This is a genomic window from Tsukamurella sputi, from assembly GCF_007858445.1.
In the GTDB taxonomy this organism is placed as follows: domain Bacteria; phylum Actinomycetota; class Actinomycetes; order Mycobacteriales; family Mycobacteriaceae; genus Tsukamurella; species Tsukamurella sputi.
Window position 1 is genome coordinate 71,595 of record NZ_VIGV01000001.1, and the last position, 22,741, is coordinate 94,335.

Annotated in this window: 21 protein-coding genes and 1 riboswitch; of the genes, 8 read left to right on the plus strand and 13 right to left on the minus strand. The window is 71.3% G+C overall.

All coding sequences use genetic code 11. The annotated features are described in order from the left end of the window. Window positions 1–29 precede the first annotated feature (29 nt). Window positions 30–1,688 carry a long-chain fatty acid--CoA ligase gene (locus tag FK268_RS00370; RefSeq protein WP_231706855.1) on the minus strand — a complete coding sequence of 553 codons (1,659 nt, stop codon included), beginning with the start codon at window positions 1,686–1,688 and terminating at the stop codon, window positions 30–32. Between the two features lie 296 nt (window positions 1,689–1,984). Between FK268_RS00370 and FK268_RS00375 the strand changes: the two genes are divergently transcribed. From FK268_RS00375 to FK268_RS00390, 4 genes are all read left to right on the plus strand, one after another. Next, window positions 1,985–2,983 (plus strand): hypothetical protein, encoded by a 999-nt coding sequence (locus FK268_RS00375; RefSeq protein WP_146430103.1) that lies wholly within the window; start codon window positions 1,985–1,987, stop codon window positions 2,981–2,983. Window positions 2,984–3,023: 40 nt separating this feature from the next. Further along, the gene (locus tag FK268_RS00380) at window positions 3,024–4,478 is read left to right on the plus strand and encodes a peptide MFS transporter (protein WP_146430105.1); all 1,455 of its coding nucleotides are present in this window, start codon (window positions 3,024–3,026) and stop codon (window positions 4,476–4,478) included. 100 nt (window positions 4,479–4,578) lie between these two features. Next, window positions 4,579–6,159 carry a GMC family oxidoreductase gene (locus tag FK268_RS00385; protein ID WP_146430107.1) on the plus strand — a complete coding sequence of 527 codons (1,581 nt, stop codon included), beginning with the start codon at window positions 4,579–4,581 and terminating at the stop codon, window positions 6,157–6,159. Then, window positions 6,156–7,643, plus strand: coding sequence for an aldehyde dehydrogenase family protein (locus FK268_RS00390; protein WP_146430108.1), 1,488 nt, complete (start codon window positions 6,156–6,158; stop codon window positions 7,641–7,643). Before FK268_RS00385 ends, FK268_RS00390 begins: the two co-directional genes overlap by 4 nt. Before the next feature lie 3 nt (window positions 7,644–7,646). On the opposite strand, the gene FK268_RS00395 is transcribed toward FK268_RS00390, so the two are convergent. The 7 genes from FK268_RS00395 to rpe form a co-directional block, all read right to left on the minus strand. Continuing rightward, window positions 7,647–8,099 (minus strand): PH domain-containing protein, encoded by a 453-nt coding sequence (locus FK268_RS00395; protein ID WP_146431741.1) that lies wholly within the window; start codon window positions 8,097–8,099, stop codon window positions 7,647–7,649. A gap of 52 nt (window positions 8,100–8,151) precedes the next feature. Next, complete coding sequence (locus FK268_RS00400) at window positions 8,152–8,598, minus strand: 6,7-dimethyl-8-ribityllumazine synthase (protein ID WP_146430110.1); 447 nt, start codon at window positions 8,596–8,598, stop codon at window positions 8,152–8,154. Next, window positions 8,595–9,074, minus strand: coding sequence for a 6,7-dimethyl-8-ribityllumazine synthase (ribH, locus tag FK268_RS00405; protein ID WP_146430112.1), 480 nt, complete (start codon window positions 9,072–9,074; stop codon window positions 8,595–8,597). Before ribH ends, FK268_RS00400 begins: the two co-directional genes overlap by 4 nt. Next, window positions 9,071–10,318 carry a bifunctional 3,4-dihydroxy-2-butanone-4-phosphate synthase/GTP cyclohydrolase II gene (locus FK268_RS00410; RefSeq protein ID WP_146430113.1) on the minus strand — a complete coding sequence of 416 codons (1,248 nt, stop codon included), beginning with the start codon at window positions 10,316–10,318 and terminating at the stop codon, window positions 9,071–9,073. Before FK268_RS00410 ends, ribH begins: the two co-directional genes overlap by 4 nt. A gap of 2 nt (window positions 10,319–10,320) precedes the next feature. Continuing rightward, window positions 10,321–10,953, minus strand: a complete 633-nt coding sequence (locus FK268_RS00415) for a riboflavin synthase (protein WP_146430115.1) — start codon at window positions 10,951–10,953, stop codon at window positions 10,321–10,323. 55 nt (window positions 10,954–11,008) lie between these two features. Further along, window positions 11,009–11,167: riboswitch (FMN riboswitch) on the minus strand. 75 nt (window positions 11,168–11,242) lie between these two features. Continuing rightward, the gene (ribD, locus tag FK268_RS00420; RefSeq protein ID WP_231706856.1) at window positions 11,243–12,241 is read right to left on the minus strand and encodes a bifunctional diaminohydroxyphosphoribosylaminopyrimidine deaminase/5-amino-6-(5-phosphoribosylamino)uracil reductase RibD; all 999 of its coding nucleotides are present in this window, start codon (window positions 12,239–12,241) and stop codon (window positions 11,243–11,245) included. Beyond that, entirely contained in the window at window positions 12,238–12,915 is a 678-nt protein-coding gene (gene rpe / locus FK268_RS00425) for a ribulose-phosphate 3-epimerase (RefSeq protein ID WP_146430117.1), read from the minus strand. Before rpe ends, ribD begins: the two co-directional genes overlap by 4 nt. A 192-nt stretch (window positions 12,916–13,107) precedes the next feature. Between rpe and FK268_RS00435 the strand changes: the two genes are divergently transcribed. Further along, on the plus strand, window positions 13,108–14,064 hold the full coding sequence (locus FK268_RS00435; RefSeq protein ID WP_158636004.1) for an LGFP repeat-containing protein: 957 nt from the start codon (window positions 13,108–13,110) through the stop codon (window positions 14,062–14,064). 65 nt (window positions 14,065–14,129) lie between these two features. On the opposite strand, the gene FK268_RS00440 is transcribed toward FK268_RS00435, so the two are convergent. From FK268_RS00440 to def, 3 genes are read right to left on the minus strand one after another with little or no spacing between them, the layout of a single operon-like run. After that, on the minus strand, window positions 14,130–15,488 hold the full coding sequence (locus FK268_RS00440; protein WP_193560220.1) for an RsmB/NOP family class I SAM-dependent RNA methyltransferase: 1,359 nt from the start codon (window positions 15,486–15,488) through the stop codon (window positions 14,130–14,132). Next, window positions 15,485–16,420: a methionyl-tRNA formyltransferase gene (locus FK268_RS00445; protein ID WP_146430121.1), complete on the minus strand. Its 936-nt coding sequence runs from the start codon at window positions 16,418–16,420 to the stop codon at window positions 15,485–15,487. The genes FK268_RS00440 and FK268_RS00445 overlap by 4 nt, the downstream gene beginning before the upstream one ends. Further along, entirely contained in the window at window positions 16,420–16,959 is a 540-nt protein-coding gene (def, locus tag FK268_RS00450; RefSeq protein ID WP_146430123.1) for a peptide deformylase, read from the minus strand. The genes FK268_RS00445 and def overlap by 1 nt, the downstream gene beginning before the upstream one ends. 144 nt (window positions 16,960–17,103) lie before the next feature. Here def and FK268_RS00455 point away from each other — a divergent pair, with 144 nt between their 5' ends. Both FK268_RS00455 and gdhA read left to right on the plus strand, forming a co-directional pair. After that, on the plus strand, window positions 17,104–18,162 hold the full coding sequence (locus FK268_RS00455) for an alpha/beta hydrolase family protein (protein WP_158636005.1): 1,059 nt from the start codon (window positions 17,104–17,106) through the stop codon (window positions 18,160–18,162). Between the two features lie 53 nt (window positions 18,163–18,215). Continuing rightward, window positions 18,216–19,559, plus strand: coding sequence for an NADP-specific glutamate dehydrogenase (gene gdhA / locus FK268_RS00460; RefSeq protein ID WP_146430127.1), 1,344 nt, complete (start codon window positions 18,216–18,218; stop codon window positions 19,557–19,559). A 7-nt stretch (window positions 19,560–19,566) separates the two neighbouring features. Here gdhA and FK268_RS00465 read toward each other — a convergent pair whose 3' ends face one another. Both FK268_RS00465 and FK268_RS00470 read right to left on the minus strand, forming a co-directional pair. Further along, window positions 19,567–21,378, minus strand: a complete 1,812-nt coding sequence (locus FK268_RS00465; RefSeq protein ID WP_146430129.1) for a neutral/alkaline non-lysosomal ceramidase N-terminal domain-containing protein — start codon at window positions 21,376–21,378, stop codon at window positions 19,567–19,569. Between the two features lie 46 nt (window positions 21,379–21,424). Continuing rightward, a complete protein-coding gene (locus tag FK268_RS00470) occupies window positions 21,425–21,994 on the minus strand; it encodes an ester cyclase (RefSeq protein ID WP_193560221.1) in 570 nt (189 codons plus the stop codon). A gap of 63 nt (window positions 21,995–22,057) precedes the next feature. On the opposite strand from FK268_RS00470, the gene FK268_RS00475 reads away from it, so the two are divergent. Next, the gene (locus tag FK268_RS00475; protein WP_231706857.1) at window positions 22,058–22,732 is read left to right on the plus strand and encodes a TetR/AcrR family transcriptional regulator; all 675 of its coding nucleotides are present in this window, start codon (window positions 22,058–22,060) and stop codon (window positions 22,730–22,732) included. The last annotated feature ends 9 nt before the right edge of the window (window positions 22,733–22,741 follow it).

Sequence of the window (22,741 nt, forward strand, 5' to 3'; positions counted from 1 at the left end):
ACGGTGTTCTGACACGCCCGTGCGAGTCTCTATTCGTTCACGACGGACAGGTCACCCGCGGCGTGCTGAGCGCGGAGAACCTTCTTGTCGAACTTGCCCACGGACGTCTTCGGGACCTCCGCGATGAACGCCCAGTTGTCGGGGATCTGCCACTTCGCGAACTTCCCTGCGAGGTGTTCGCGCAGTTGAGCGACGGTGACCTCGGCGCCCGGCTGCAGCACGACCGCGACCAGGGGACGCTCGTCCCATTTCGGATCTGGCACGCCGATCGCCACCGCCTCGAGCACCGCCGGGTGCGCCATGACCTCGTTCTCGAGCTCGACGGAACTGATCCACTCGCCGCCCGACTTGATCACGTCCTTCGAGCGGTCCACGAGGGTGACGTAGCCGTCGGCGGTCAGTTTGCCGATGTCCCCGGTCCGGAGCCAGCCGCCCCCGAACTTGTCGGCTCCGACGGGCTCGGCCCCCTCCGGACTGTAGTAGCTGCCGGTCACCCAGGGGCCGCGGACCTGCACCTCGCCCTGTGTCTCGCCATCGGCCGGCACCACCTGGCCGAGGTCGTCGACGAGGCGCCCCTGCACGCCCGGGAGGAACCTCCCCTGCGTGTTCCGGTAGGCCCACGCGTCCTCGCCCGTGACGCCGCGGGGCGGCCACGCGATGCTGGCGAGCGGAGAGGTCTCCGTCATTCCCCACGCCTGCACGATCTGCACGCCGTGGCGGTCCAGCGCCTTCGCCAGGCTCAGCGGGACCGCGGAGCCGCCGCACGCGATGTGCCGCAGGTGGGTGATGTCCTGCGGGTGCTTTTCCAGGTGGTTGACGATGCCGATCCACACGGCCGGCACGGCGGCGGAGATGGTCGGCTTCTCCTCCGCGAGGAGCCGGACCATCGGCTCGGGCTGCAGGTAGCGGTCCGGGAGGATCAGGGAGGCGCCGGACATCAGGGCACCGAAGGGCGTGCCCCAGCTCATGGCGTGGAACATCGGCACGATCGGCAGCACGGTGTCGTTCGGCCCCATCCCGAGGCCGTAGCTCGCGCAGACGGCGGTCGAGTGCAGCCAGATGCTGCGGTGGCTGTACATGACGCCCTTGGGGTCACCCGTGGTGCCGGACGTGTAGCAGGCAGCGGCGGCAGCCCTCTCGTCGATCTCCGGCCAGTCGTACTCGTCGCTCTGCGCGTCCAGCAGGTCGCGGTAGTCGTGCAACCGCACGCCCGACGGTGCTTCCACCTCGTCCTTGTTCCCGTCCACCACGATGACGTGCTCGATCGTGGTCATGCCACCGATCGCTGCATTGAGCTGCGGAATCAGGCTGCCGTCGGTGATGATCACGCGGTCGGCGGCGTGGTTGGCGATGTAGGTGATCTGGTCCGGGAAGAGCCGGATGTTGATCGTGTGCAGCACGCTGCCCATCGCCGGGATCGCGACGTAGGCGATCATGTGCTCGTTGTTGTTCCACTGGAACGTGCCCACGCGGTCGCCCGGGACCACGCCGAGGTCCTTGAGCGCGTTGGCGAGACGGGCGGCTTCGCGTCCCATCTCGCCGAAGCTCATCCGGGTGGTCTTCTCGGGCGTCCAGGTGGCCACCTCGGCAGCGTCCGCGTACCAGGTCGTGGCATGGCGGAGCAGCGTCGCCAGCGACAGGTGCTCGTCTTGCATCGTGGACATCAGGGGCAGGATCCGCTCGGTCATAGGGCATGCGTACCGCATGTCCGACGGTGCGCGGTCCACTTTCGTCGGACTTCCGACAGGCGGGACGGCGAGGTCGATCTCCGCGTCGAAGCGCTCGCTGACCGCGAAACGACCGGTGTTCGAGCCACCGGTTTCACCGGTGGCCGGAGCACCGACTCGATGCGTGCAAGGGATGCCGGCGAGCCCGGAGCGTTGGCCCGGTTGGACCGCGCCGGACTCACGGGCTCATGGCAGCACGCGGCGGCACGAACGCCGGCAACGGCGGTACATTCGGAGCTAGCACGAGGGGGTTCACGATGGCGGAAACAGTTCCTCAGGAGATCGCGGCGCGAGTGGTGCACTCCGCAGAGCTGGTACCGGTGGGGCGGGAGCAGGCCCAGATCGCGGCACGCGACGCATCGTCGTACCTGCAGGGCCTGCGGCCGAGCACCGTCGACGATGCCTTCCGCCGCTACACCGCGAGCAACAACCCGGCGTACCTTGCGTCGATCCCTCAGCGTCGCGCCGCCTGGGGCGTTCCCGCGTGGGTGTGGATCTTCGGCGTGATCGCGGTCTTCGTCACGGGGCAGGCGGCGATCGGCGCAGGCCTGATCGCCCTGCTTCTCGTCGGCGGCGGCCTCGCGGGCTTCCGCGCCTGGCAGCTGACACGACACAAGAAGCAGCTCGCCGCGCGCGAACAGGCCCGCCTCGCCGCGAACCCGTGGCCCTTCCAGGCCGAGCGCACACCCGCATGGAACCCGGACGCCGAACCGGGCGCCACCCGGGTCGAGGCCCGGCTGTTGGGCCTCGCGGTGCTGGTCACCGAGGAGATCCGGCGCTCCCCCGCGTGGAACAACCCGATCCTCGATCAGCATCGCGTCCGCATCAACCTCGACGCCACCCTGCAGGACATCAGCCACCGCGCCTACCGGGTGTGGCGCATGCGCACCGATACTCCGCGGCCGTCGGGCGAATCCCCGGTCACGCAGGCTCTTGCGGAACACATCGACGAGTACACGCACGCCGCCCGGATGGCCGAGAACGCGCTCCGCGACCACGTGGCCGCGCTGGCCGAGTACCTCGGTGAGCTCCGCCCCGTCGAGCGTCTGCTGCACGACCTGAACCTCCTGGACCGCACCAGCACAGGCGCGCATCGTGAACTGCTGGATCAGCTGTACCGCGATGCCGTCGGCAACGAGGCGGACGCGCTCCGCCTGCAGCACCACGCGGACGAGCTGCGCGACCTGCAGGCGAGCCTCGACACGCAGTTCCACTTCCTGCGCGAACAAGTGGCCAGGACCAACCTGCTGCGCTGAGCTGTCGTGCCGGGCGGCCCGCACGTGGTTACATCAACGAATGACCACCACCCCCGGTTACAAACCCGACACCCGCTTCTTCGGGCACCCGCTGCCGCTGGTGAACCTCTTCGGCGTCGAGATGTGGGAGCGGTTCTCCTTCTACGGCATGCAGGCGATCCTCGCCTACTACCTGTACTACTCGGTCTCCGACGGCGGCCTGGGCTTCGACAAGTCCACCTCGCTCGGGATCGTGGGCGCATACGGCGGCTTCGTCTACCTCTCGACGATCGCCGGGGCGTGGGTCTCCGACCGGCTCCTCGGCGCGGAGCGCACGCTCTTCTACTCCGCCTGCCTGGTGATGGCCGGGCACATCGCCCTCGCCGCGATCCCCGGTGCGGCCGGGGTGGCGATCGGCCTCGTGCTCGTGGCCGTCGGCTCCGGCGGAGTGAAGGGCAACGCCACCAAGGTGGTCGGGGATCTGTATCCGGCCGGCGACACCCGGCGCGACGCCGGTTTCTCCGTCTACTACATGGGCGTCAATCTGGGGGCCTTCGTCGGACCGCTGCTGACCGGCTACCTGCAGGACCACGCGGGATTCCATTGGGGATTCGGCCTCGCGGCGGTCGGGATGGCGCTCGGCCTCATCCAGTACACGCTGACGAGAAACATGCTGCCACGGATCAGCCAGGAAGTACCGAACCCGGCGTCGCGGGGAGACATCCAACGCGTCGTCGCGGGTGGCGTGGTCGCACTCGGCATCGTCGTCGCCCTGATCCTGGCCGGGGTGATCACCGCTGCGAACCTCGTCGACGCGGTGATCATCACCGTCGCCGTGATCTCTCTGGCCTACTTCGTCTTCCTCCTCCGCAGCAGCCGAGTCGACGGTACCGAGCGCAACGGCGTGAAGGCCTTCATCCCGCTGTTCCTCTCCCAGGCCGCGTTCTGGGCGCTGTTCCAGCAGATGTTCACGTTCGTCGCCGTCTACGCCGACGAGCGCCTCGACCGATCCCTCGGAGGCTGGCAGTTCCCCGCCTCGTGGATCCAGTCCGTCGATCCGGTGTTCATCCTGATCTTCGCGCCCGTCTTCGCGGCACTCTGGACCAAGCTCGGCCCGCGCCAGCCCAGCACCCCGATCAAGTTCGCGATCGGCACCGTCGGGATCGGCGTCGCCTTCCTGGCCTTCCTCCTGATGCCCGCCGGGACGAACACCGCACCGCTGGTCGGGCTGCTCGGCATCATGCTGATGTTCGCGCTGGCGGAGCTCTGCATCTCCCCCGTCGGCCTCAGCGTCTCGACCAAGCTCGCGCCCAGGGCCTTCTCCACGCAGATGGTGGCACTGAACTACCTCTCGATCAGCCTCGGCAGCGCCCTCGCCGGGCGCCTCGCCACGTTCTACGACCAGAACGACGAGGCGCCGTACTTCCTGGTCCTCGGCGGAACGGCGATCGGCATCGGCTTCGTCGTGGTCGCCCTGACGCCGTTGATCAAGCGCCTCGCACCCGCGGTCGCCTAACGGTCGCGATCGGCCCCGTCGAACCTGCCGAATCCCTTCACGATCACGAGACTTCCGAGTAACTTCGTGTCCAAGCACTGGAACGACGCGAGGAGCGGCATTGCCGGCGGACGAGTACGACTACATCGTGGTGGGAGCCGGCAGCGCGGGCGCCGTCATGGCGGCGCGACTGTCGGAGGATCCGGGCGTGAACGTCCTGCTCCTCGAGGCGGGCGGTGAGGCGGACGCGGACGAGATCCACATCCCGCTCGCCTTCTCCGCACTGTTCAAGACGAAATGGGACTGGAACTACACCACGACCCCGCAGAAGCACCTGGACGATCGCCCCACGTACTGGCCGAGGATGAAGGCGCTCGGCGGCTGCTCGTCGATGAACGCGATGATCTACATCCGCGGCAACCGCGCGGATTTCGACGCCTGGGAGTCCGAGTACGGCGCGCAGGGGTGGTCCTACGACGACGTGCTCCCGTACTTCATCAAGGCCGAGGGCAACACCGCCCGCCGCGACGAGTTCCACGGCACGCGCGGCCCGCTCAACGTCGAGGACCGGGTGTACACGCACCCCCTGGTCAACGCCTGGGTGGAGAGCGCGGTCAGCTCGGGCCTGAAGCGGAACGACGACTTCAACGGCGCGGTCCAGGACGGCGCCGGCCTGTACCAGGTCACCTGCAAGGGCGGCCGGCGTTGGTCCACCGACAAGGCCTACATCGAACCGGCGCGATCGCGGGCGAACCTCACGGTGGCGGTGGGCGCCGCCGCCCGGCGGATCGAATTCGACGGTGACCGCGCCGCGGGCGTGACCTTCAAGCAGCAGGGCGCGGAGCACACCGTGAAGGCCCGCCGCGAGGTGATCCTCTCCGGGGGCGCGATCAACTCGCCGCAGCTCCTGATGCTCTCCGGGATCGGCCCGGCCGAGCACCTGGCCGAGTTCGGCATCGACACCCGGGTGTCCCTCGCCGGTGTGGGTGCCAACCTGCACGATCACCCGATCGTGCCGATCATCTTCGACACTCACGGCGTCAGCGACCTCATGGAGGCGCAGAACCTGCAGAACCTCCTGCGTTGGAAGATCTTCGGCAACGGTCCGCTGGCGTCGAACGGCGGCGAGGCGGGCGGCTTCTTCCGCTCCCGCGACGATCTCGAGCACCCGGACCTGCAGTACCACGTCATGGGGTCGGGCTTCTACGACAACATGTTGCACGAGCCCACGAAGCGCGGCTTCATCTGCGGGCCCACCCTGGTCAACGTCGCCAGCCGCGGCCAGGTGCGGCTGCGCTCGGCGAATCCCGACTGGCATCCGTCCCTGGAGCCGAACTACTTCGATCAGTCGGCGGACCTCGACGCGCTGCTCGCCGGCACCCGGGCCGGTTTCGAGCTCTGCCGCCAGGGTCCCCTCGCGCGCAACCTGGGCAAGCCCTGGCACGTGCCCGAGGATCCGTCGGACGACGACTTTCTGGCGCTGATCCGCGCGTACGCCCAGACCCTGTTCCACCCCGTCGGCACCTGCGCGATGGGCTCCGGCGAGGACTCCGTGGTGGACCCGCAGCTGCGCGTCCGCGGCACGGAGGGCCTGCGCGTCGTCGATGCATCGGTCATGCCGATGATCACCCGCGGCAACACGAACGCCCCCACCATCATGATCGCCGAGAAGGCGGCCGACGAGATCAGGAAGTCAGCATGACCGCAGCACAGCAGAAGACCTTCGATTCCCTCGACCCGCGCACCGGCGACGTCGTCGAGACCTACCCGATCCACTCCGCCGACCACGTGCACGCCGTCGTCGCGCGCGCCCGCGAGCAGGCCGACTGGTGGCAGGAGATCGGCTTCGAGGGGCGTAAGCAGGCGTTGAACACGTGGAAGGGCGTGATCACGCGCCGCATCAACCAGCTGGCGCAGATCGTGCACGACGAGACGGGCAAGCCGCACGGCGATGCGCTGCTCGAGGCCGCGCTCGGCATCGATCACCTCTCGTACGCCGCCTCGCACGCGAAGAAGGTCCTCGGGCCCCGCCGGGTCGGCTCGGGCCTGGTCATGGCGAACCAGTCGGCGACGGTGCGCTACCACCCGCTCGGCGTGGTCGGCGTCATCGGTCCGTGGAACTACCCCGTCTTCACCCCGATGGGCTCGATCGCCTACGCGCTGGCGGCCGGCAACGCCGTGGTCTTCAAGCCCTCGGAGTACACCCCGGGCGTGGGCGTGTGGCTGGCCCGCACCTTCGAGGAGGCCGTCGGCCGCCCCGTGCTGCAGACGGTCACCGGTCTCGGCGAGACCGGCAACGCGCTGTGCACCTCGGGCGTGAACAAGGTCGCGTTCACCGGCTCGACGAACACCGGCAAGAAGGTCATGGCCGCGTGCGCCGAGACGCTGACCCCCGTGGTGATCGAGGCCGGCGGCAAGGACGCCTTCCTCGTGGACCGCGATGCCGATCTGGACGCCGCCGCCGACGCCGCCGCCTGGGGCGCCTTCGCCAACGCCGGCCAGACCTGCGTGGGCGTGGAGCGCGTCTACGTGCACAAGGACGTCTACGACCCGTTCCTGGAGAAGCTCGTCGCCAAGGCCCGTGAGGTCACCGCGAACGACTCGGACGACTCCAAGATCGGCCCCATCACCATGCCGAGCCAGCTGCCGATCATCAAGGCGCACATCGAGGACGCCCTCGCCCGCGGCGGCCGCGCTCTGGTGGGCGGCATCGACGCGGTCGGCGATCGCTTCGTCCAGCCGACGGTGCTCGTCGACGTCCCGGAGGACTCGATCGCGGTGACGCAGGAGACCTTCGGCCCCACGGTCACCGTCGCCAAGGTGGACACCATGGACGAGGCCGTCGAGCTGGCGAACGCCACCAAGTACGGCTTGGCCGCGACCGTCTTCTCCAAGGCCCGCGGCATGGAGCTGGCCGACAGGATCCGGTCCGGCATGGCCGCGGTGAACGGCATCATCACCTTCGCGGGCGTGCCGAACCTCCCCTTCGGCGGCGTCGGCGAGTCCGGCTTCGGCCGCATCCACGGGCCCGACGGCCTCCGCGAGTTCACCTACGCGAAGGGCATCGCCCGCAAGCGTTTCACCCCGCTACTGAACCTGACCAGCTTCGCGCGGACCGCGGCGCAGGAGGGTCAGCTCACCCAGCTGATGACCCTGCTCCACGGCCGGGGCGGCACGATCAAGTAGCGCTCAGCCCTGGTACGCGGCGGCGATCTCGCGGGCACGGTCCAAGGACTGCACCGCGAGTTCGCCGTCGCGGGCCTGGATCGCCCAGATCGCGACGAACTCGTCGCGCGGGAGTTCGAGATGCGCGAACTGCGCGCCCTCGGGGAACGAGAAGCCCTCGACGATGTCCCACGGGTAGGTGTTCTCGTTCAGGAGGTTGCGCACCGTCACCCCGTCGGGGCCGACGCGCAGTCGCGGGCGCGTGAAGAGCAGGGCGCCGCACGCCAGGATCACGCCGATCGCCACCATGCCCGCCTGATCACCGGTCTTGAAGGCGATCCCGGAGTCACCGCCGGCCTTGAGCAGCCAGGCGACGAAGACGTGGCCGAGGACCAGCACCACCGCCAGCGACCAGGCGTAGATCTTGATCTTGCGCGGGGTCACTTCGAGCACGGGCTGCGTGGTGGCGTCGGTCATCACGCGGCCATTCTACGGAAACCGGACCGCGGGTCGCCGTGCACGTCCGCGGCTAGGCGGTCGGGAGCGCGGCGTGCACCGCGAGCGTGGCGTCGACGGCGCGGGCGGCCTCGGCACCCTTGCCCACGAAGTGTCGCTCGAAGTAGGCGACGTGGTCGTCGTGCTCGTGGAAGTGGTGCGGGGTGAGGACGACGGAGAACACGGGGACGTCGGTGTCGAGCTGCACGCGCATCAGGCCGTCGATGACGGCGGTCGCGACGAACTCGTGGCGGTAGATGCCGCCGTCGACGACCAGCCCCGCGGCGACGATCGCGGCGTACCGCCCGCTGGTCGCGAGCCGCTTGGCCGTCAGCGGGATCTCGTACGCGCCGGGCACCTCGAAGAGATCGACCTCCGCGCCGTCGTGGCCCAGGTTCCGCCACTCGTCGACGAAGCCGTCACGGGCCCGGTCCACGATGTTCCGGTGCCAGGTGGCCTGCACGAGGGCGACGCGGCTCATCGGGCGGCCCGGAGCTTGCGCAGCGTGAGCGCGGTGTCGAGGGCCGCGGACGCGGCCTGTTCGCCCTTGTCCTCCGCCGAGCCGGGCAGGCCCGCACGATCGAGGGCCTCCGCCTCGGTGTTCGTGGTCAGCACGCCGTTGCCGACGGGCACCCCCGCGTCGAGCGAGACGCGCAGCAGGCCCGCGGTCAGCGCATCACAGACGTACTCGAAGTGCGGGGTGCCGCCGCGGATCACGACACCCAGCGCGACGACGGCGTCGTGGCTGCGGGTGAGCTCCTGCGCCACGACGGGCAGTTCGACGGCGCCCGCCACCCTCTCGATCGTCACGTGCGTGACGCCCGCCGCCTCGGCGGTGCGGACGGCACCGGCGAGGAGCGCCTCGCAGACGGTGTCGTGCCAGCGCGACGCGACGATGGCCAGCTTCAGGTCGGCGGCGCCGTCGAGGGTGATGTCGGGGATTCCAGCGCCGCTCACGCGGTACCTCCCTGGTCGAAGTGGTCGAGGTCGCGCAGGTCGTGACCCATGCGGTCGCGCTTGGTGCGCAGGTAGTGGATGTTCTCGGCGTTCGCGCGCAGCGGCATGGGCACCCGCTCGGTGATCTGCAGGCCGTAGCCGTCGAGCCCGACGCGCTTGGCCGGGTTGTTGGTGAGCAGCCGCATCGAGGTGATGCCGAGGTCGACGAGGATCTGCGCGCCGAGGCCGTAGTCGCGGGCGTCCGCGGGCAGGCCGAGCTGGAGGTTCGCGTCGACGGTGTCGGCTCCCCCGTCCTGCAGCTGGTAGGCCTGCAGCTTGTGCATGAGCCCGATGCCGCGGCCCTCGTGGCCGCGCATGTAGAGCACGACGCCGCGCCCCTCCTGCGCCACCATCTCCATCGCGGCGTCGAGCTGCGGGCCGCAATCGCAGCGCAGCGAGCCGAAGACGTCGCCCGTGAGGCACTCGCTGTGCACGCGGACCAGGACGTCGGCGCCGCCGTCGGCGGTGATGTCGCCCTTGACCAGCGCCACGTGCTCGACGTCGTCGTGGACCGAGGTGTAACCGACGGCCTGGAAGTCGCCGTAGCGGGTGGGGATCCGCGCGGAGGCGACCTGCACGACGTGCTTCTCGTGCTTGCGGCGCCACGCGATCATGTCGGCGATGGAGATCATCGCGAGCCCGTGATCGTCGGCGAAGACCCGCAGCTCGTCGGACTTGGCCATCCCGCCCGGATCCTTCTCCGAGACGATCTCGCAGATCACGCCGGCCGGGGCCAGCCCGGCCATGGTGGCGAGGTCGACGGCGGCCTCGGTGTGGCCGGGACGGCGCAGGACGCCGCCCTCCTTGGCCCGCAGCGGCACGACGTGGCCGGGGCGGGTGAAGTCGTCGACGGTGGAGGACGGATCGGCCAGCTTGAGCATGGTGGTCGCGCGGTCGGCGGCGGAGATCCCGGTGCCCACGCCCGCCTTGGCGTCGACGGTCACGGTGTAGGCCGTGCCGTGCTTGTCCTGGTTGGTCGAGTACATCGGCGGGAGGCCGAGCTTGTCGCAGGTGGCGCCGTCGAGCGGCACGCACAGGTAGCCCGAGGTGTAGCGCACCATGAACGCCACCAGCTCGGGCGTCGCCTTCTCGGCGGCGAAGATGAGGTCACCCTCGTTCTCGCGGTCCTCGTCGTCGACCACGACGACGGCCTTACCGGCCGCGATGTCCTCGATCGCACGCTCGATCGAATCGAACCTGGTCATGGCTACTTCTCCTCCTCGCGCCCGGCGAATCCGGTCAGGCGCTCGACGTACTTGGCGACGATGTCCACTTCGAGGTTGACGACGGTGCCGGGCTCGGCCCCGCCCAGGTTGGTGAGGTCGAGGGTGGTGGGGATGAGCGAGACCTCGAACCAGTGCTGCGCGTCGTCGCCGGTCACCCCCTGCCCGAGCGCGGAGACGGTGAGCGAGACCCCGTCGATGGTGATGGAGCCCTTCTCCACGACGTACCGGGCCAGCTGATCCGGCAGGGCGAGGCGCACGACTGTCCAGTGCTCGGACGGGCTGAGGCTCAGGACGTGGCCGGTACCGTCGACGTGGCCCTGGACGATGTGCCCGCCGAGGCGGGAGTTGACGGCGGCGGCCCGCTCGAGGTTGACGCGGTCACCCGGGCCGAGCTTGCTCAGCGAGCTGCGCCGGAGCGATTCCTCCATGACGTCGGCGGTGAAGGCACGGCCCTCGACCGTGACGACCGTGAGGCAGACGCCGTTGACCGCGATCGAATCGCCGTGTTTCGCATCGGAGGTGACGAGATCGCCCTGGACCGTGAATCGGGCCGCATCCGGGAGGTCCTCGCGGGCGGTGATCACGCCCAGCTCTTCGACGATGCCGGTGAACATCCGCCGCTCCTGCCACTTCGGCCTCAGGGCGGCACGACGACGCGGGAACGACCCGCGTAGTTCTCTTTCATCCGGACTATGACCGTCGGCTCCGGGATCGCACCGGAATCTGCTGACCCCCACCTCGCGGTGGGGCGCTCGCGGGCTCGAACGCCGGGATCGCCCGGAGTCCATCACCGCCGGTGGGGAATCGCACCCCGCCCTGAGAACTTCCGCTTCCGAAGGTAGCACTCGTTCGCCGCGGCCCCAAGTGTTGGGTTCACGCCGAACGGAAGGCAAGGTCCGCGGGTCAGCGCAGCAGCGTGAGCAGGACGTCGTCGCCGAGGCGTTCGACGGTGTCGATCCGCAGCCGGAGCGCGTCGCCGAGCGTGCCGACACCGGGGACGGTGAGCGCGGAGAGTCCGGCGCCGAGGAGGACCGGCGCGATGTAGGCCTGCACCCGGTCGACGAGGCCGGCGGCGAGGAAGGCGCCGATCACGCGCGAGCCGCCCTCGACCTGCACGTTGACCGCGTCCCCCGCAGCCGCGAGGGCGTCCTCGGGGCGGTGCGAGCGCACGTGGATCGCTTCGCCCGGGCCGGTGAGCACCGCGGCCCGGGCAGGAATCGACCTGTCCCCCAGGACGATCCGCGTCGGCTGGTGCGGATGGAGGGAGCCGTCGGGGCGGCGGGCGGTGAGGGCGGGATCGTCGGCGACCACGGTGCCCGTGCCCACGATGATCGCGTCGAGCTGGCCTCGCTCGGCGTGCGCGCGCTGGCGCGCCGCGGGGCCGGTGATCCACTGGCTCGTGCCGTCGGGGGCGGCGATCCGGCCGTCGACGGTGGCCGCGATCTTGACGGTGACCATCGGGCGGCCGTGGCGTTGCCGGAACAGCCACTCCGTGAGCGGCCACGGCTCGGTGTCGAGGTGCTCCACCTGGACACCGGCCGTGCGCAGGGTGTGCGCGCCGCCCGCGGCGAGCGGGTTCGGGTCTGCGGCCGCGTACGCGACCCGGGCGATACCGGCGGCGATCAGCGCCTGTGTGCACGGTCCGGTGCGCCCGGTGTGGTCGCACGGCTCGAGGGTGACGACGGCGGTGCCCCCGCGCGCTGCCTCCCCGGCCTGCGCCAAGGCCACGACCTCGGCGTGCGGGCCGCCCGCGGGCGCGGTGCGGCCCCGCCCGACGACGGTGCCGTCGGCGCCCAGGATCACGGCGCCCACCGGCGGGTTCGGGGTGCTCACCCCGCGTGCCGCGACCGATTCCTCGACGGCCAGCGCGAGCGCGGCGTCGATGTCCACGGGCAGGTTCACACCCGTGCGGTGGCCGCCGCCTGAGCGCGGAGCTTGCGCAGGGCGTCGGCGGGGTCGGCGGCGTTGTAGACGGCGGATCCGGCGACGAAGCAGTCGACGCCCGCGGCGGCCGCCTGCTCGATGGTGTCCGCATTGATGCCGCCGTCGATCTCGACCAGCAGCCGCAGCTCACCGGAATCGACGAGGCGGCGCGCCTGCCGCGCCTTGTCCAGCACATCGGCGATGAAGGACTGGCCGCCGAAGCCCGGCTCGACGCTCATCACCAGCAGGGTGTCGAAGCTCTTGAGGATCTCGATGTAGGGCTCGAAGGCGGTGCCGGGCTTGATCGCGAGGCCCGCCTTGCCGCCCGCGGCGCGGATGTCCTTCGCGACGGCGACCGGATCGTCCGACGCCTCGGCGTGGAAGGTCACGTTGTACGCGCCGGCCTCCGCGTAGGGCGGAGCCCAACGCGCGGGGTCGTCGATCATGAGGTGGCAGTCGAGCGGGATGGCCGTGGCCTTCAGCAGGCTCTGCACGACGGGCAGGCCCAGGGTGAGGTTCGGCACGAAGTGGTTGTCCATCACGTCGACGTGCACCCAATCGGCGCCCTCCGGCCCACCCACGGCCTCGACTTCGGCCCCGAGCCGGGCGAAGTCGGCGGAGAGGATGGACGGCGCGATCATCGGCGAAGGCATGCGACGGATTCTACGTCCCGTGACTGCGCGGGATCGCGGGCAGAGGAGCCGGAACCGCTTCGCCGATCGGGTGCGGCCGCGGATTCACACACGCGCACCGCGACGTCGTTGTGTTTCATTTGTCACTCTTGTAACATGAGCCTCATTAATCACACGGGTAACACTCGTGCCGTCGATTGTTGAGAGGTCGTCATGCGGATCGCACGCACCACCGTGACCACGTTCGTGGCGGTCGCCGCGGCCACCGTCTTCGCCGCAGGCCCCGCCCTGGCCGACCCCGCCGTGCCGGCGGTCCCCGTCGCTCCCCCGGCACCGGCCGCACCCGCCGCCGCTGCTCCTGCGGCCGCTGCTCCCGCGGCCGCAGCCCCCGCCGCTGCTGCCGCCGATCCCGCCGCCGTCCCCGCCGCGGCGAGCACCCCGCTCGTCTCCACCGCGAACGCGGTGCCGGCCTCGGCGCAGCCCGCCCTGACCGAGCTGGCGAAGATCCCCGGCGTGCAGCAGATCCTCGCGACCGGCCAGCTGCCCACCACCGACGTGGCGACGCTGGTCAAGATGTTCGGCAGCGACCCGAGCGCGCAGAAGCTGCTCGGACAGCTCCTCGCCGGGCAGAGCGCCGCCGCGGCCCCCGCGGCCGCCGACAGCACCCCGGACGAGCCGCTGAAGTTCGCCGTCACCGGCGCGATCAACGACACCTTCACCAAGGACGGCGGCCAGAAGAAGTACGGCCAGCCCCTCGGCGTCGAGAAGGATGTGGCGGGCGGCTCCAAGGTGCAGGAGTTCACCAAGGGCACCATCTACTGGAACCCCAAGGTCAACGGCGGCAAGGCGGCCGGCGTCACCGGCGCCATCCGTGACCTGTACCTCAAGGAGGGCGGCCCGACCGGCAAGCTCGGCTTCCCGCTCATGAGCGAGCTCTCCGTCGGGGGCCCCACCGCAGGCTCGGTCGCGGGCGCCTACAACGACTTCCAGAACGGCTCGATCGTCTGGTCGCCCGAGGCCGGCGCGCACGTCGTCTCCGGCAAGATCAAGGACCAGTGGGTCAAGGGCGGCGGCGCCTTCGGGATGGGATACCCGAAGGGCGACGCCAAGCCGGGCCCCGGCGGCGTCCTCACCCAGGAGTTCACGAAGGGCGGCGTCCTCAAGGGCTGACGCCCTCACCGCGGCACACGCGAACGGCCCGCCTCCGGCACTCGGAGGCGGGCCGTTTCGTCGTCTCAGCTCTTGCGGAGCGCCTGGAAGAACATCCCGTCGGTGCCGTGCAGGTGCGGCCACAGCTGCACGTGCGGCCCGTCCCCCAGCGGCAGCTCCGTTTCCGGGACCAGGGGGCGGGTGTCGATCTGCTCCAGCCCGGCGCCCGCCAGCAGCTCGTCATCGCCGACGATGCCCACCGTCTCCGCGACGTGCGGCGAACAGGTCGCGTAGAGCACCACGCCACCGGGACGCGTGAGCGCGGCGGCCGCGGTCAGCAGTTCCCGCTGCAGCACCGCGAGCTCGGTGACATCGGACGGCTGCTTGCGCCAGCGCGCCTCGGGCCGGCGGCGCAGCGCTCCGATACCCGAGCACGGCGCGTCCACCAGCACGCGGTCGTAGCCCGGCTCCAGCCCGGACCGGCGGCCGTCCGCGACGTGCACGTCCACGGGCAGCCCCTTGACAGCCTTCCGGACCAGCTCGGCGCGGTGCTCGGCCGGCTCCACGGCGTCGACGCGGGCACCGTCGATCGCGGCGAGCGAGCCCAGCAGGGCCGCCTTGCCACCCGGACCGGCACACAGGTCGAGCCACCGGCCGGCGTCGTCGCCCTCGAGCGGCGCGACCGCTGCGGCCCGTGCGACGAGTTGGCTGCCCTCGTCCTGCACGCCCGCGAGGCCGTCGCGGACGGGTTCGAGCGCACCGGGATCGCCGCTGGGCAGGTACACCGCGTAGGGCGAGAGCCGGCCGGTCTCGCCCTCCACGATGAGCGCCAGCTCGTCCGCCGAGATCTCCCCCGGCCGCGCGACGAGGTGCACCGGCGGCCGGGCGTCGTCGGAGGCGAGCAGAGCCTGCAGCTGCCCCATCGAGTTGATGCCGTTGGCGCGGAGGGACTCCCAGAAGGCCTCGGCGATCCAGCGCGGATGCGCGTACTGCATCGCGAGGTGTCCGAGCAGGTCGTCGGCGGCCGACGGCGCGACCCGGGCGACCCAGGTGTCCTCGTCGTCCCGCGAGACCTTGCGCAGCACCGCGTTGGCGAACCCGGACGCGCCGCGACCCGAGGTCTCCTTCACCGCGTCCACCGTCTCGGAGACGGCGGCGTGCGCGCCCACCCGGGTGCGGAGCAACTGGTAGACGCCGAGCCGCAGCGCGTCCAGCACGGGACCGTCGATCTCGGCGACCGGCCGCCCCGAGGCGTCCTCGATCACCGCGTCGAGCAGGCCCTGCGCCCGGCAGGCACCGTAGGTGAGTTCGGTCGCGAAGGCGGCGTCGCGCCCCTTGAGCCGCTTGTCCCGCAGCAGGCCGGGAAGCACGAGGTTCGCGTACGCGCCGCGCTCACGTACGGCGGCGAGGGTCTGCAGCGCGGCGCTGCGGGCGGGGTCGGTCACTGGTCGCCTCCGAGAATCGCGCCGGATTCGACACGGGCGCCGCGCGCCCAGTCGGCGGCGGGCATGGGTTTCTTGCCGGGCGGCTGCACGGTGCCGAGCCGCAGGGGCGCCGTGGCGGTGCCCACGTGGACCGCGCGCTTGCTCACCCGCAGCTCACCGGGCGCGAGGGCCTCCGCCTCCGCATCGACCACGGCGGGGCCGAGCTTGAGCCGCGCCGCACCGAACGGCACCCACGCGCCGGGCGCATCGGTCATCGCGCGGATGTGCCGGTCCACCGCACCGGCCGGACGGTCGAACCGCACCCGGGCACCGTCGACGGTGACCTTGGCGGCGTGCGAGACCCCGTCCGGCGACTGGGGCCGAGCCTGCAGCGCGCCGGCCGCCACTCCGTCGACGGTGCGCGTGAGCAGCTCCGCGCCGTGCTCGGCGAGCCGCGCGAGGAGCGCCGTCGCGGTGTCGTCGGGCCGGATCCGCTCGGTGAGCACCCCGAACACCGGGCCCGTGTCGAGGCCCTCCTCGATGCGGAACGTCGACGCGCCGGTCACCTCGTCCCCGGCAGCCAGCGCGGCCTGGACCGGCGCGGCGCCGCGCCACGCGGGCAGCAGGGAGAAGTGCACATTGATCCAGCCGTGCGCCGGGACGTCGAGGAGATCGGGCGGGATCATCCCGCCGTACGCGACCACCGGGCAGCAATCGGGCGCCAGATCGACGATCGCGGCCCGGGCCTCGGGGTCGCGCAGCGTCGCGGGCGTGAGCACCGGGATCCCCGCCTCGTCCGCGATGAGGCCGACCGGCGAGCGCCGGACGCCGCGGCCGCGACCGGAGCGGGCGTCGGGCCGGGTGAGCACGCCGACCACCTCGTGCTCGGAGTCCAGCAGCGCGCGCAGCGCCGGCACGGCGGGCTCGGGTGTCCCCGCGAACAGCAGCCGCATCAGCCGCGGCCCCCGGCCGCCCCCGCGCCCAGCGTGGCCGCCGGATCGGTGAACCACGGCGAGCTGCGGATCGCGCGCATCACCGCCTTGCGCTCCTCGGGGTCGAGGCGACTCAGGTACAGCACGCCGTCCAGGTGATCGGTCTCGTGCTGGATGCAGCGGGCGAGGATCTCGGTGCCCTCGACGACGACCGGCGCGCCGGTGACGTCCACGCCCTCCGCGACCACGTTCATGTGCCGTGTGCACTGCCCGCGGACCTCGGGGATGGACAGGCAGCCCTCGGCGCCCGTCTGCATCTCCTCGCCGACGGCGCGCCACACCGGGTTGACGATGTGCCCCTCCTGGCCGCCGCAGCCGTAGACGAAGACCCGCTTGCTCACGCCGACCTGCGGCGCGGCCAGCCCCGCGCCGTTGTGGTGGTGCATCGTGTCGATCATGTCGTCGACCAGCCGCGCGAGGTCGGCGTCGAAGACCGTCACCTCGTCCGCAGGAGTGCGCAGGACGGGGTCGGGATAGATGCGAATGGGGAGCACGCTCATTCCCCCATTATCCAGCCCCGACCGGTCGCGGCGGCAGGCGCTCCGGTCACAACCGCGCGCCCGCGCTAGGAGTTCGACCCAGGGTTGCCTTAGGATTCCGACGGAAACGCCATAAACCGCCCCGCCGGGCGAGAGAGGGTCGACGTGCAGCTCGCGCGCGCCCGGCGGCCGCTGATCGGCGCCGCCGTATGCCTTTCCGTGCTCTTCGGCACGGCGTGCACCACCACCGCGCAGGGTGGGTCGGGTGCTCCCTCGTCGTCGGCACCCGCGGCGCCGTCCGCGTCCTACCCGCCGGTCAATCCCGCCTCGCTCGTGGGCAAGTTCCCGGTCACGGAGCCACGGCGCATCGTCTACGCCGTTCCGGACGGTTTCCCCGATCCCGAGCAGAACTACGGCGAGCTGTACCTGCCGGCCAACCCGGCGCTCCAGCAGAACCCCTCGGGCGGCCCGCTCAGCGCCCGCACCACGATCGAGCTGCCCGCGCAGATCCCCGTCGTGGTGCTGCTGCACGGGGGCGGCTGGCGCACACCGTCGGCGGCGTCGTCGATGTCGGAGATGGCGCGGTCGCTGGTCTCCCACGGCGTCGCGGTCTGGAACGTCGAGTACCGGCGGATCGGCGCGGGCGGCGGCTACCCGACCACCCTCACCGACACCGCCGCCGCGATCGACTTCCTGCAGACCGTGAAGGCGCAGTACGCGCCGAACCTGGACCTGAACGACGTCGTCGTCGCCGGACACTCGGCGGGTGGCCAGCTCGCGGTGTGGGCCTCCGCCCGGTCGATACTGACGCCCGGCGCCATGGGCAGCGTCCCCGCCGTGACCCCGGCGGCCGTCGTCTCCATGGGCGGCGTGCTGGACATGCGCCGCGCGGTGGCCGACGGCAACGTCAACACCCGGCTGTTCCTGGGCCTGCCCGACGAGTTCCCGCAGCAGTTCGCGGTCGCCGATCCCATCCAGAACATCAACCCGAAGGTCCCGGTCACGTGCTTCAACGGCACGGCGGACCGCATCGTCCGGCCCACCGGATGCGAGGCCTTCGTCGCCGCCCTGCAGGCCAAGGGCGGCCGGGGCGAGACCGTGCTGCTGCCCGGCGCGGGCCACAACATCTACCTCCCCTCGCAGTCCCAGAACCGCTACTGGCCCGTGGTCCAGAAGGCGATCCTGGGTTACATCGACGAGTTCCGGCCACGCGGGGGGCGGTGATCCGTTCCTCGACGACGAGGCGGATGGTAGGGCCGGACGGAAGGGATCGTGTGATGGCGCACGCAGAAACCACCTTGGACGGGCTGTACAGTGAAGTGCTGCACCGCAATCCGGGTGAGACCGAGTTCCACCAGGCGGCGAAGGAGGTGCTCGAGTGCCTCGCCCCGGTGGTCACCAAGCACCCCGAGTACGTCGATGCGGCCGTGATCCGCCGGCTCTGCGAGCCGGAGCGCCAGATCATCTTCCGCGTGCCGTGGCAGGACGACAACGGCAACGTCCAGCTCAACCGCGGCTTCCGCGTCGAGTTCAACTCGGCCCTCGGCCCGTTCAAGGGCGGCCTGCGATTCCACCCGTCGGTGTACCTGGGCATCGTCAAGTTCCTGGGCTTCGAGCAGATCTTCAAGAACTCGCTCACCGGCCTGCCCATCGGCGGCGGCAAGGGCGGCTCGGACTTCGACCCCAAGGGGCGCAGCGACGGCGAGATCATGCGCTTCTGCCAGTCCTTCATGACGGAGCTCTACCGCCACATCGGCGAGTACACCGACGTCCCCGCGGGCGACATCGGCGTGGGCGGCCGCGAGATCGGCTACCTGTTCGGCCAGTACAAGCGCATCACCAACCGCTACGAGTCCGGCGTGCTCACCGGCAAGGGCCTGACCTGGGGCGGCTCGCAGGTTCGCACCGAGGCCACGGGCTACGGCGCGGTCTTCTTCCTGAACGAGATGCTCAAGACGCAGGGCCAGTCCTTCGACGGCAAGCGCGTCGTGGTCTCCGGCTCGGGCAACGTCGCCGTGTACGCGACGGAGAAGGTCGAGCAGCTCGGCGGCACCGTCGTGGCCTGTTCCGACTCCTCGGGCTACGTGGTGGACGAGAAGGGCATCGACCTGGAGCTGCTCAAGGACGTCAAGGAGCGCCGCCGCGAGCGGATCGACGTCTACGCCGCCGAGCGCGGCGCGATCTTCGTGCCCGGCGGATCCGTCTGGGACGTGCCGTGCGACATCGCGCTCCCCTGCGCGACGCAGAACGAGCTCGACGGCGACGCCGCCGACCGGCTCATCAAGAACGGCACGACCTACGTCGCCGAGGGCGCGAACATGCCGTGCACCCCGGACGCCGTGAAGCTCTTCGCCGAGGCGAAGGTCGCCTTCGCCCCGGGCAAGGCCGCGAACGCCGGCGGCGTCGCCACCAGCGCCCTGGAGATGCAGCAGAACGCCTCGCGTGATTCGTGGTCCTTCGACTACACCGAGGACCGTCTGGCCGACATCATGCGCGGCATCCACGACCGCTGCCTGGAGACCGCCGACGAGTACGGCAGCCCCGGCGACTACGTGACCGGCGCGAACATCGCGGGCTTCATCCGTGTCGCCAACGCGATGCTGGCCCTGGGCGTCGTCTAGAACCCCGTCACCGCACCAGGAGCGGCCCGGTCCACGCGTAGTGGCCGGGCCGCTCCTGTGCGTAGCCCACGCGGTACGTCCCCACGGGCAGGTCGCGCACCGCGACGGTGGCCGTGAAGGCCCCGCGGCGCCGCTCCCAGGAGAGTTCGGTCGACGGCGCATCGTCGTCGGCCACGAGGAGCCACGCGTCGCCGTCGCGCCGCTCCACCCGCACGTAACTGTCCGGGATCACGCGGTTCGGGTGCGGGCACTCGAATCCGACGACGACCGCTCCGTCCGGCCCGGCGGTGCGCACCGTCGCCACGCGGACCGGGCGGGGACGGCTCAGCACCGTCGAGCCCGACGGTGACCCGAACCGCCCGGGCCGCTGCCGCGGCGGGGGCGTGCCGCGCTCCGTCGGCCGGCCGGCGGCGAGGTCCGCGGCGAGGCGGCGCGCCGTCTCGGTGAAGGCCGCGAGCTCGTTGCGGCCGAAGACGGTGCTCCCGGCCTCGTACCGCTGCGCGTCGTACTCCTCCGGTGTGGTCAGGTAGTGGGCGTAGCCGTTGGCGTAGCCCTGGACCAGCACGTCCGCGGCGTCGATACCGGCCGCGTCCGCCACGGCATCGCGCAGCCGGGCGCCGGCGGTGACGGTGACCTCCACGGGCAGGCAGAGCAGGTGCAGCGCACCGATCCGCACCAGCTGCACCGGGAGCCGTTCCTGCACCCAGCCCATCGCGCCCGCGGGCAACAGCATCTCCTTGGGCGCGTGCTGCGCGGCCAGCACCGGCCGGCGTCGGTACAGGAACCGGCTGATCGCCCCGACCCGGTTGCCGAGGCCCTGGTGGAACGCCGGTGAACCGAGCCCGTCGGAGGTACCCGCCGCGAAGGCGGCGCCGAGCACGGCCCGCCCTGTGGGGCCCGACGGTGTCTGCGCCGCCCCGAGATCGAGGTAGGTGAGCCGGTGTGCGACGGTCGGCGCCAGGGCGCGGCCCGGCGCGGCGGCCAAACGCCGCGCCTGCGTGAGCTGGCGCCGGCCGATCTCGGCGGTGTTGTCCCGCTCGTCGTCGGTGGGGCCGTGGCCGGCGCTGCCGCCCAGATTGGGCGACATGTCCCCCGAGTTGGTCTGCGCGAAGGCGCCGACAAATCCCGGCGGCTGCGCGCGCTCCCACGCGGCGGCGGCCCAGCCCTTGTTGTCGGAACTGATCAGGCGGTTGCCGTTGCCCATCGAGGTGCAGTGCACGGCGAACCAGTCGATCGCCGCCCGCAACTCCCCGTCGCGCTCGAACCGGAGGACGGTCACGGCGGGGTCGATGCGCCCCGGCAGCCTGTCCCGGTCGGCGTTGCGGTCGAAGGAGCTCGCGCTGCGGTTGACGGAAGCGTCGTGCAGCTCACCGCGCGCGAGCGAGAGGTCCGCGGGCGCGAGGGCCGCCTCGGCGTCGAGCACGGCGCGCACCACCCCGTCGACGAGCCGGTCGAAGGTGCGCCGGTGCCGGCCGAGCGTCGTGATGTTGTACAGCGCGTGCCGGCCGTGGCCACCCGGTCCGCAGTGGGTGTGCGTCGCGGTGAGCACGACGTTCTCGGCGCAGAGGCGGCCGCCGGTGGCCACGGAGAGCCGGTCGGTGATCTCGTCCACGGAGGCCTGGAAGAACATCCCGATGTCGGCCACCACGAAGGCGATCCGCTCGGCACCGGCGGCGATGACGAACGCCCGGGCCCACTGGCGCGTGAGCAGCCCTCGGCCGCGCTGGCCCGGCATGCCGTAGCCCATGAGCCCCACACCCCACGGCTCCCCCGTGATGTCCGTCTTGGCCCAGCCGGCCCGCCACCCCGTCGCAGTCATGCGTCGAGGGTAGAACCGGCGCCGGAGGCTGCCCGGGCCGGAGTCGTCAGTCGAGGTCGGGCGGTGACGTCGCCGTGAGTCGGGGGTCCGGCTCACGGCCCGACATGCGGAGCGCGCCGACGAGGACCCGCCCCAGGGTGAGGAGCCCCTTCGGACTGCGCGGGTTCAGGCCGGCGATGAGCTGCCGGAGGATGGTCAGCTGGTCGAAGTAGATCCGCTCCGCGATCAGGTTCTCCTGCTCGTCGAAGACGAAGTAGGCGGTCATCCGCGTGCGGTGCCGCCCACCGGTGGGCGGGATGGATCCGAGCGGACCGCGCTGAGTCCCGAGCAGCCAGAACTCGACGATGACGGCGTCCGCGCTGTGCCGCAGGGCGATCAACTCGTGGTCCTGGTCCGGGAAGGCCGTGCGCGTGTCCGTGTAGTAGTCCCGTACCTCGCCGTCCCCGTCGTGCACGGTCATCTGCGCGATGAGCTCGTAGTGCGGGTGCGGGAAGGTCGACAGCGTCGCGTCCCAGTTCTGGCGCACCTCGTCCCGGAAGTGGTCGAGGACGAGCCGCTCACGGGCGCGCAGGACGGACTCGGGCGGCATCACGAACCGGGAGTCGTGGGCGATCATGCCGCCCAGCATACCCACATTGTGGATAATTTCCGGTGCCGAAGGTAGGGGATGATGGGGTTCATGACCACTCCGCGCCCCCGACGCGGCCGCCCCGCTCTGGGCGCGCCCAAGCTGACCCGCGCCGCGGTCGTGGAGGCGGCGCTCGCGCTGATCGACCGGGACGGGGTCGCCGAGGTCAGCATGCGGTCCATCGCCCGCCACCTGTCCGTCGACGCGAAGAGCCTGTACAACCACGTCCAGGACAAGGACGATCTGCTCGACGCGGTCACGGAGCACCTGCTCCGGTCCATCGACGTGCACGTGCCCACCGGCGATCTCCGGGCCGACCTCGCCGGCGTCGCCCGGGCCTTCCGCACCGCCGCGCAGGCCCACCCCCGCGCGGCGACGCTCGTGCTGACCCGCCAGGTGCAGTCGGTCGCCGCGCTGGCGCCGACGCAGTCGATCCTCGACGTCCTGCTGACGGCCGGATTCGCGCCGAGCGAGGCCGTGCACCTGATGCGATCGCAACTCGCAGCGCTGATCGGCACACTGCTGCGCGAGTTCGAAGCGGCGCCCACCTTCGGGATGACGGATGCCGAGGCGATCGCGCGGCGCGAGGCCTCCCTCGCCGCCTGCGGTCTCCCCTCGGTGCAGGCGGTGGCTCCCGAGCTCGCGCGGTTCGACGCGGACGCGGAGTTCGAGTACATGCTCGCCCTGTCGATCAGCGCGGTGGAGGCCCGCCTCAGCGCGCGGTAGCCGACCGGC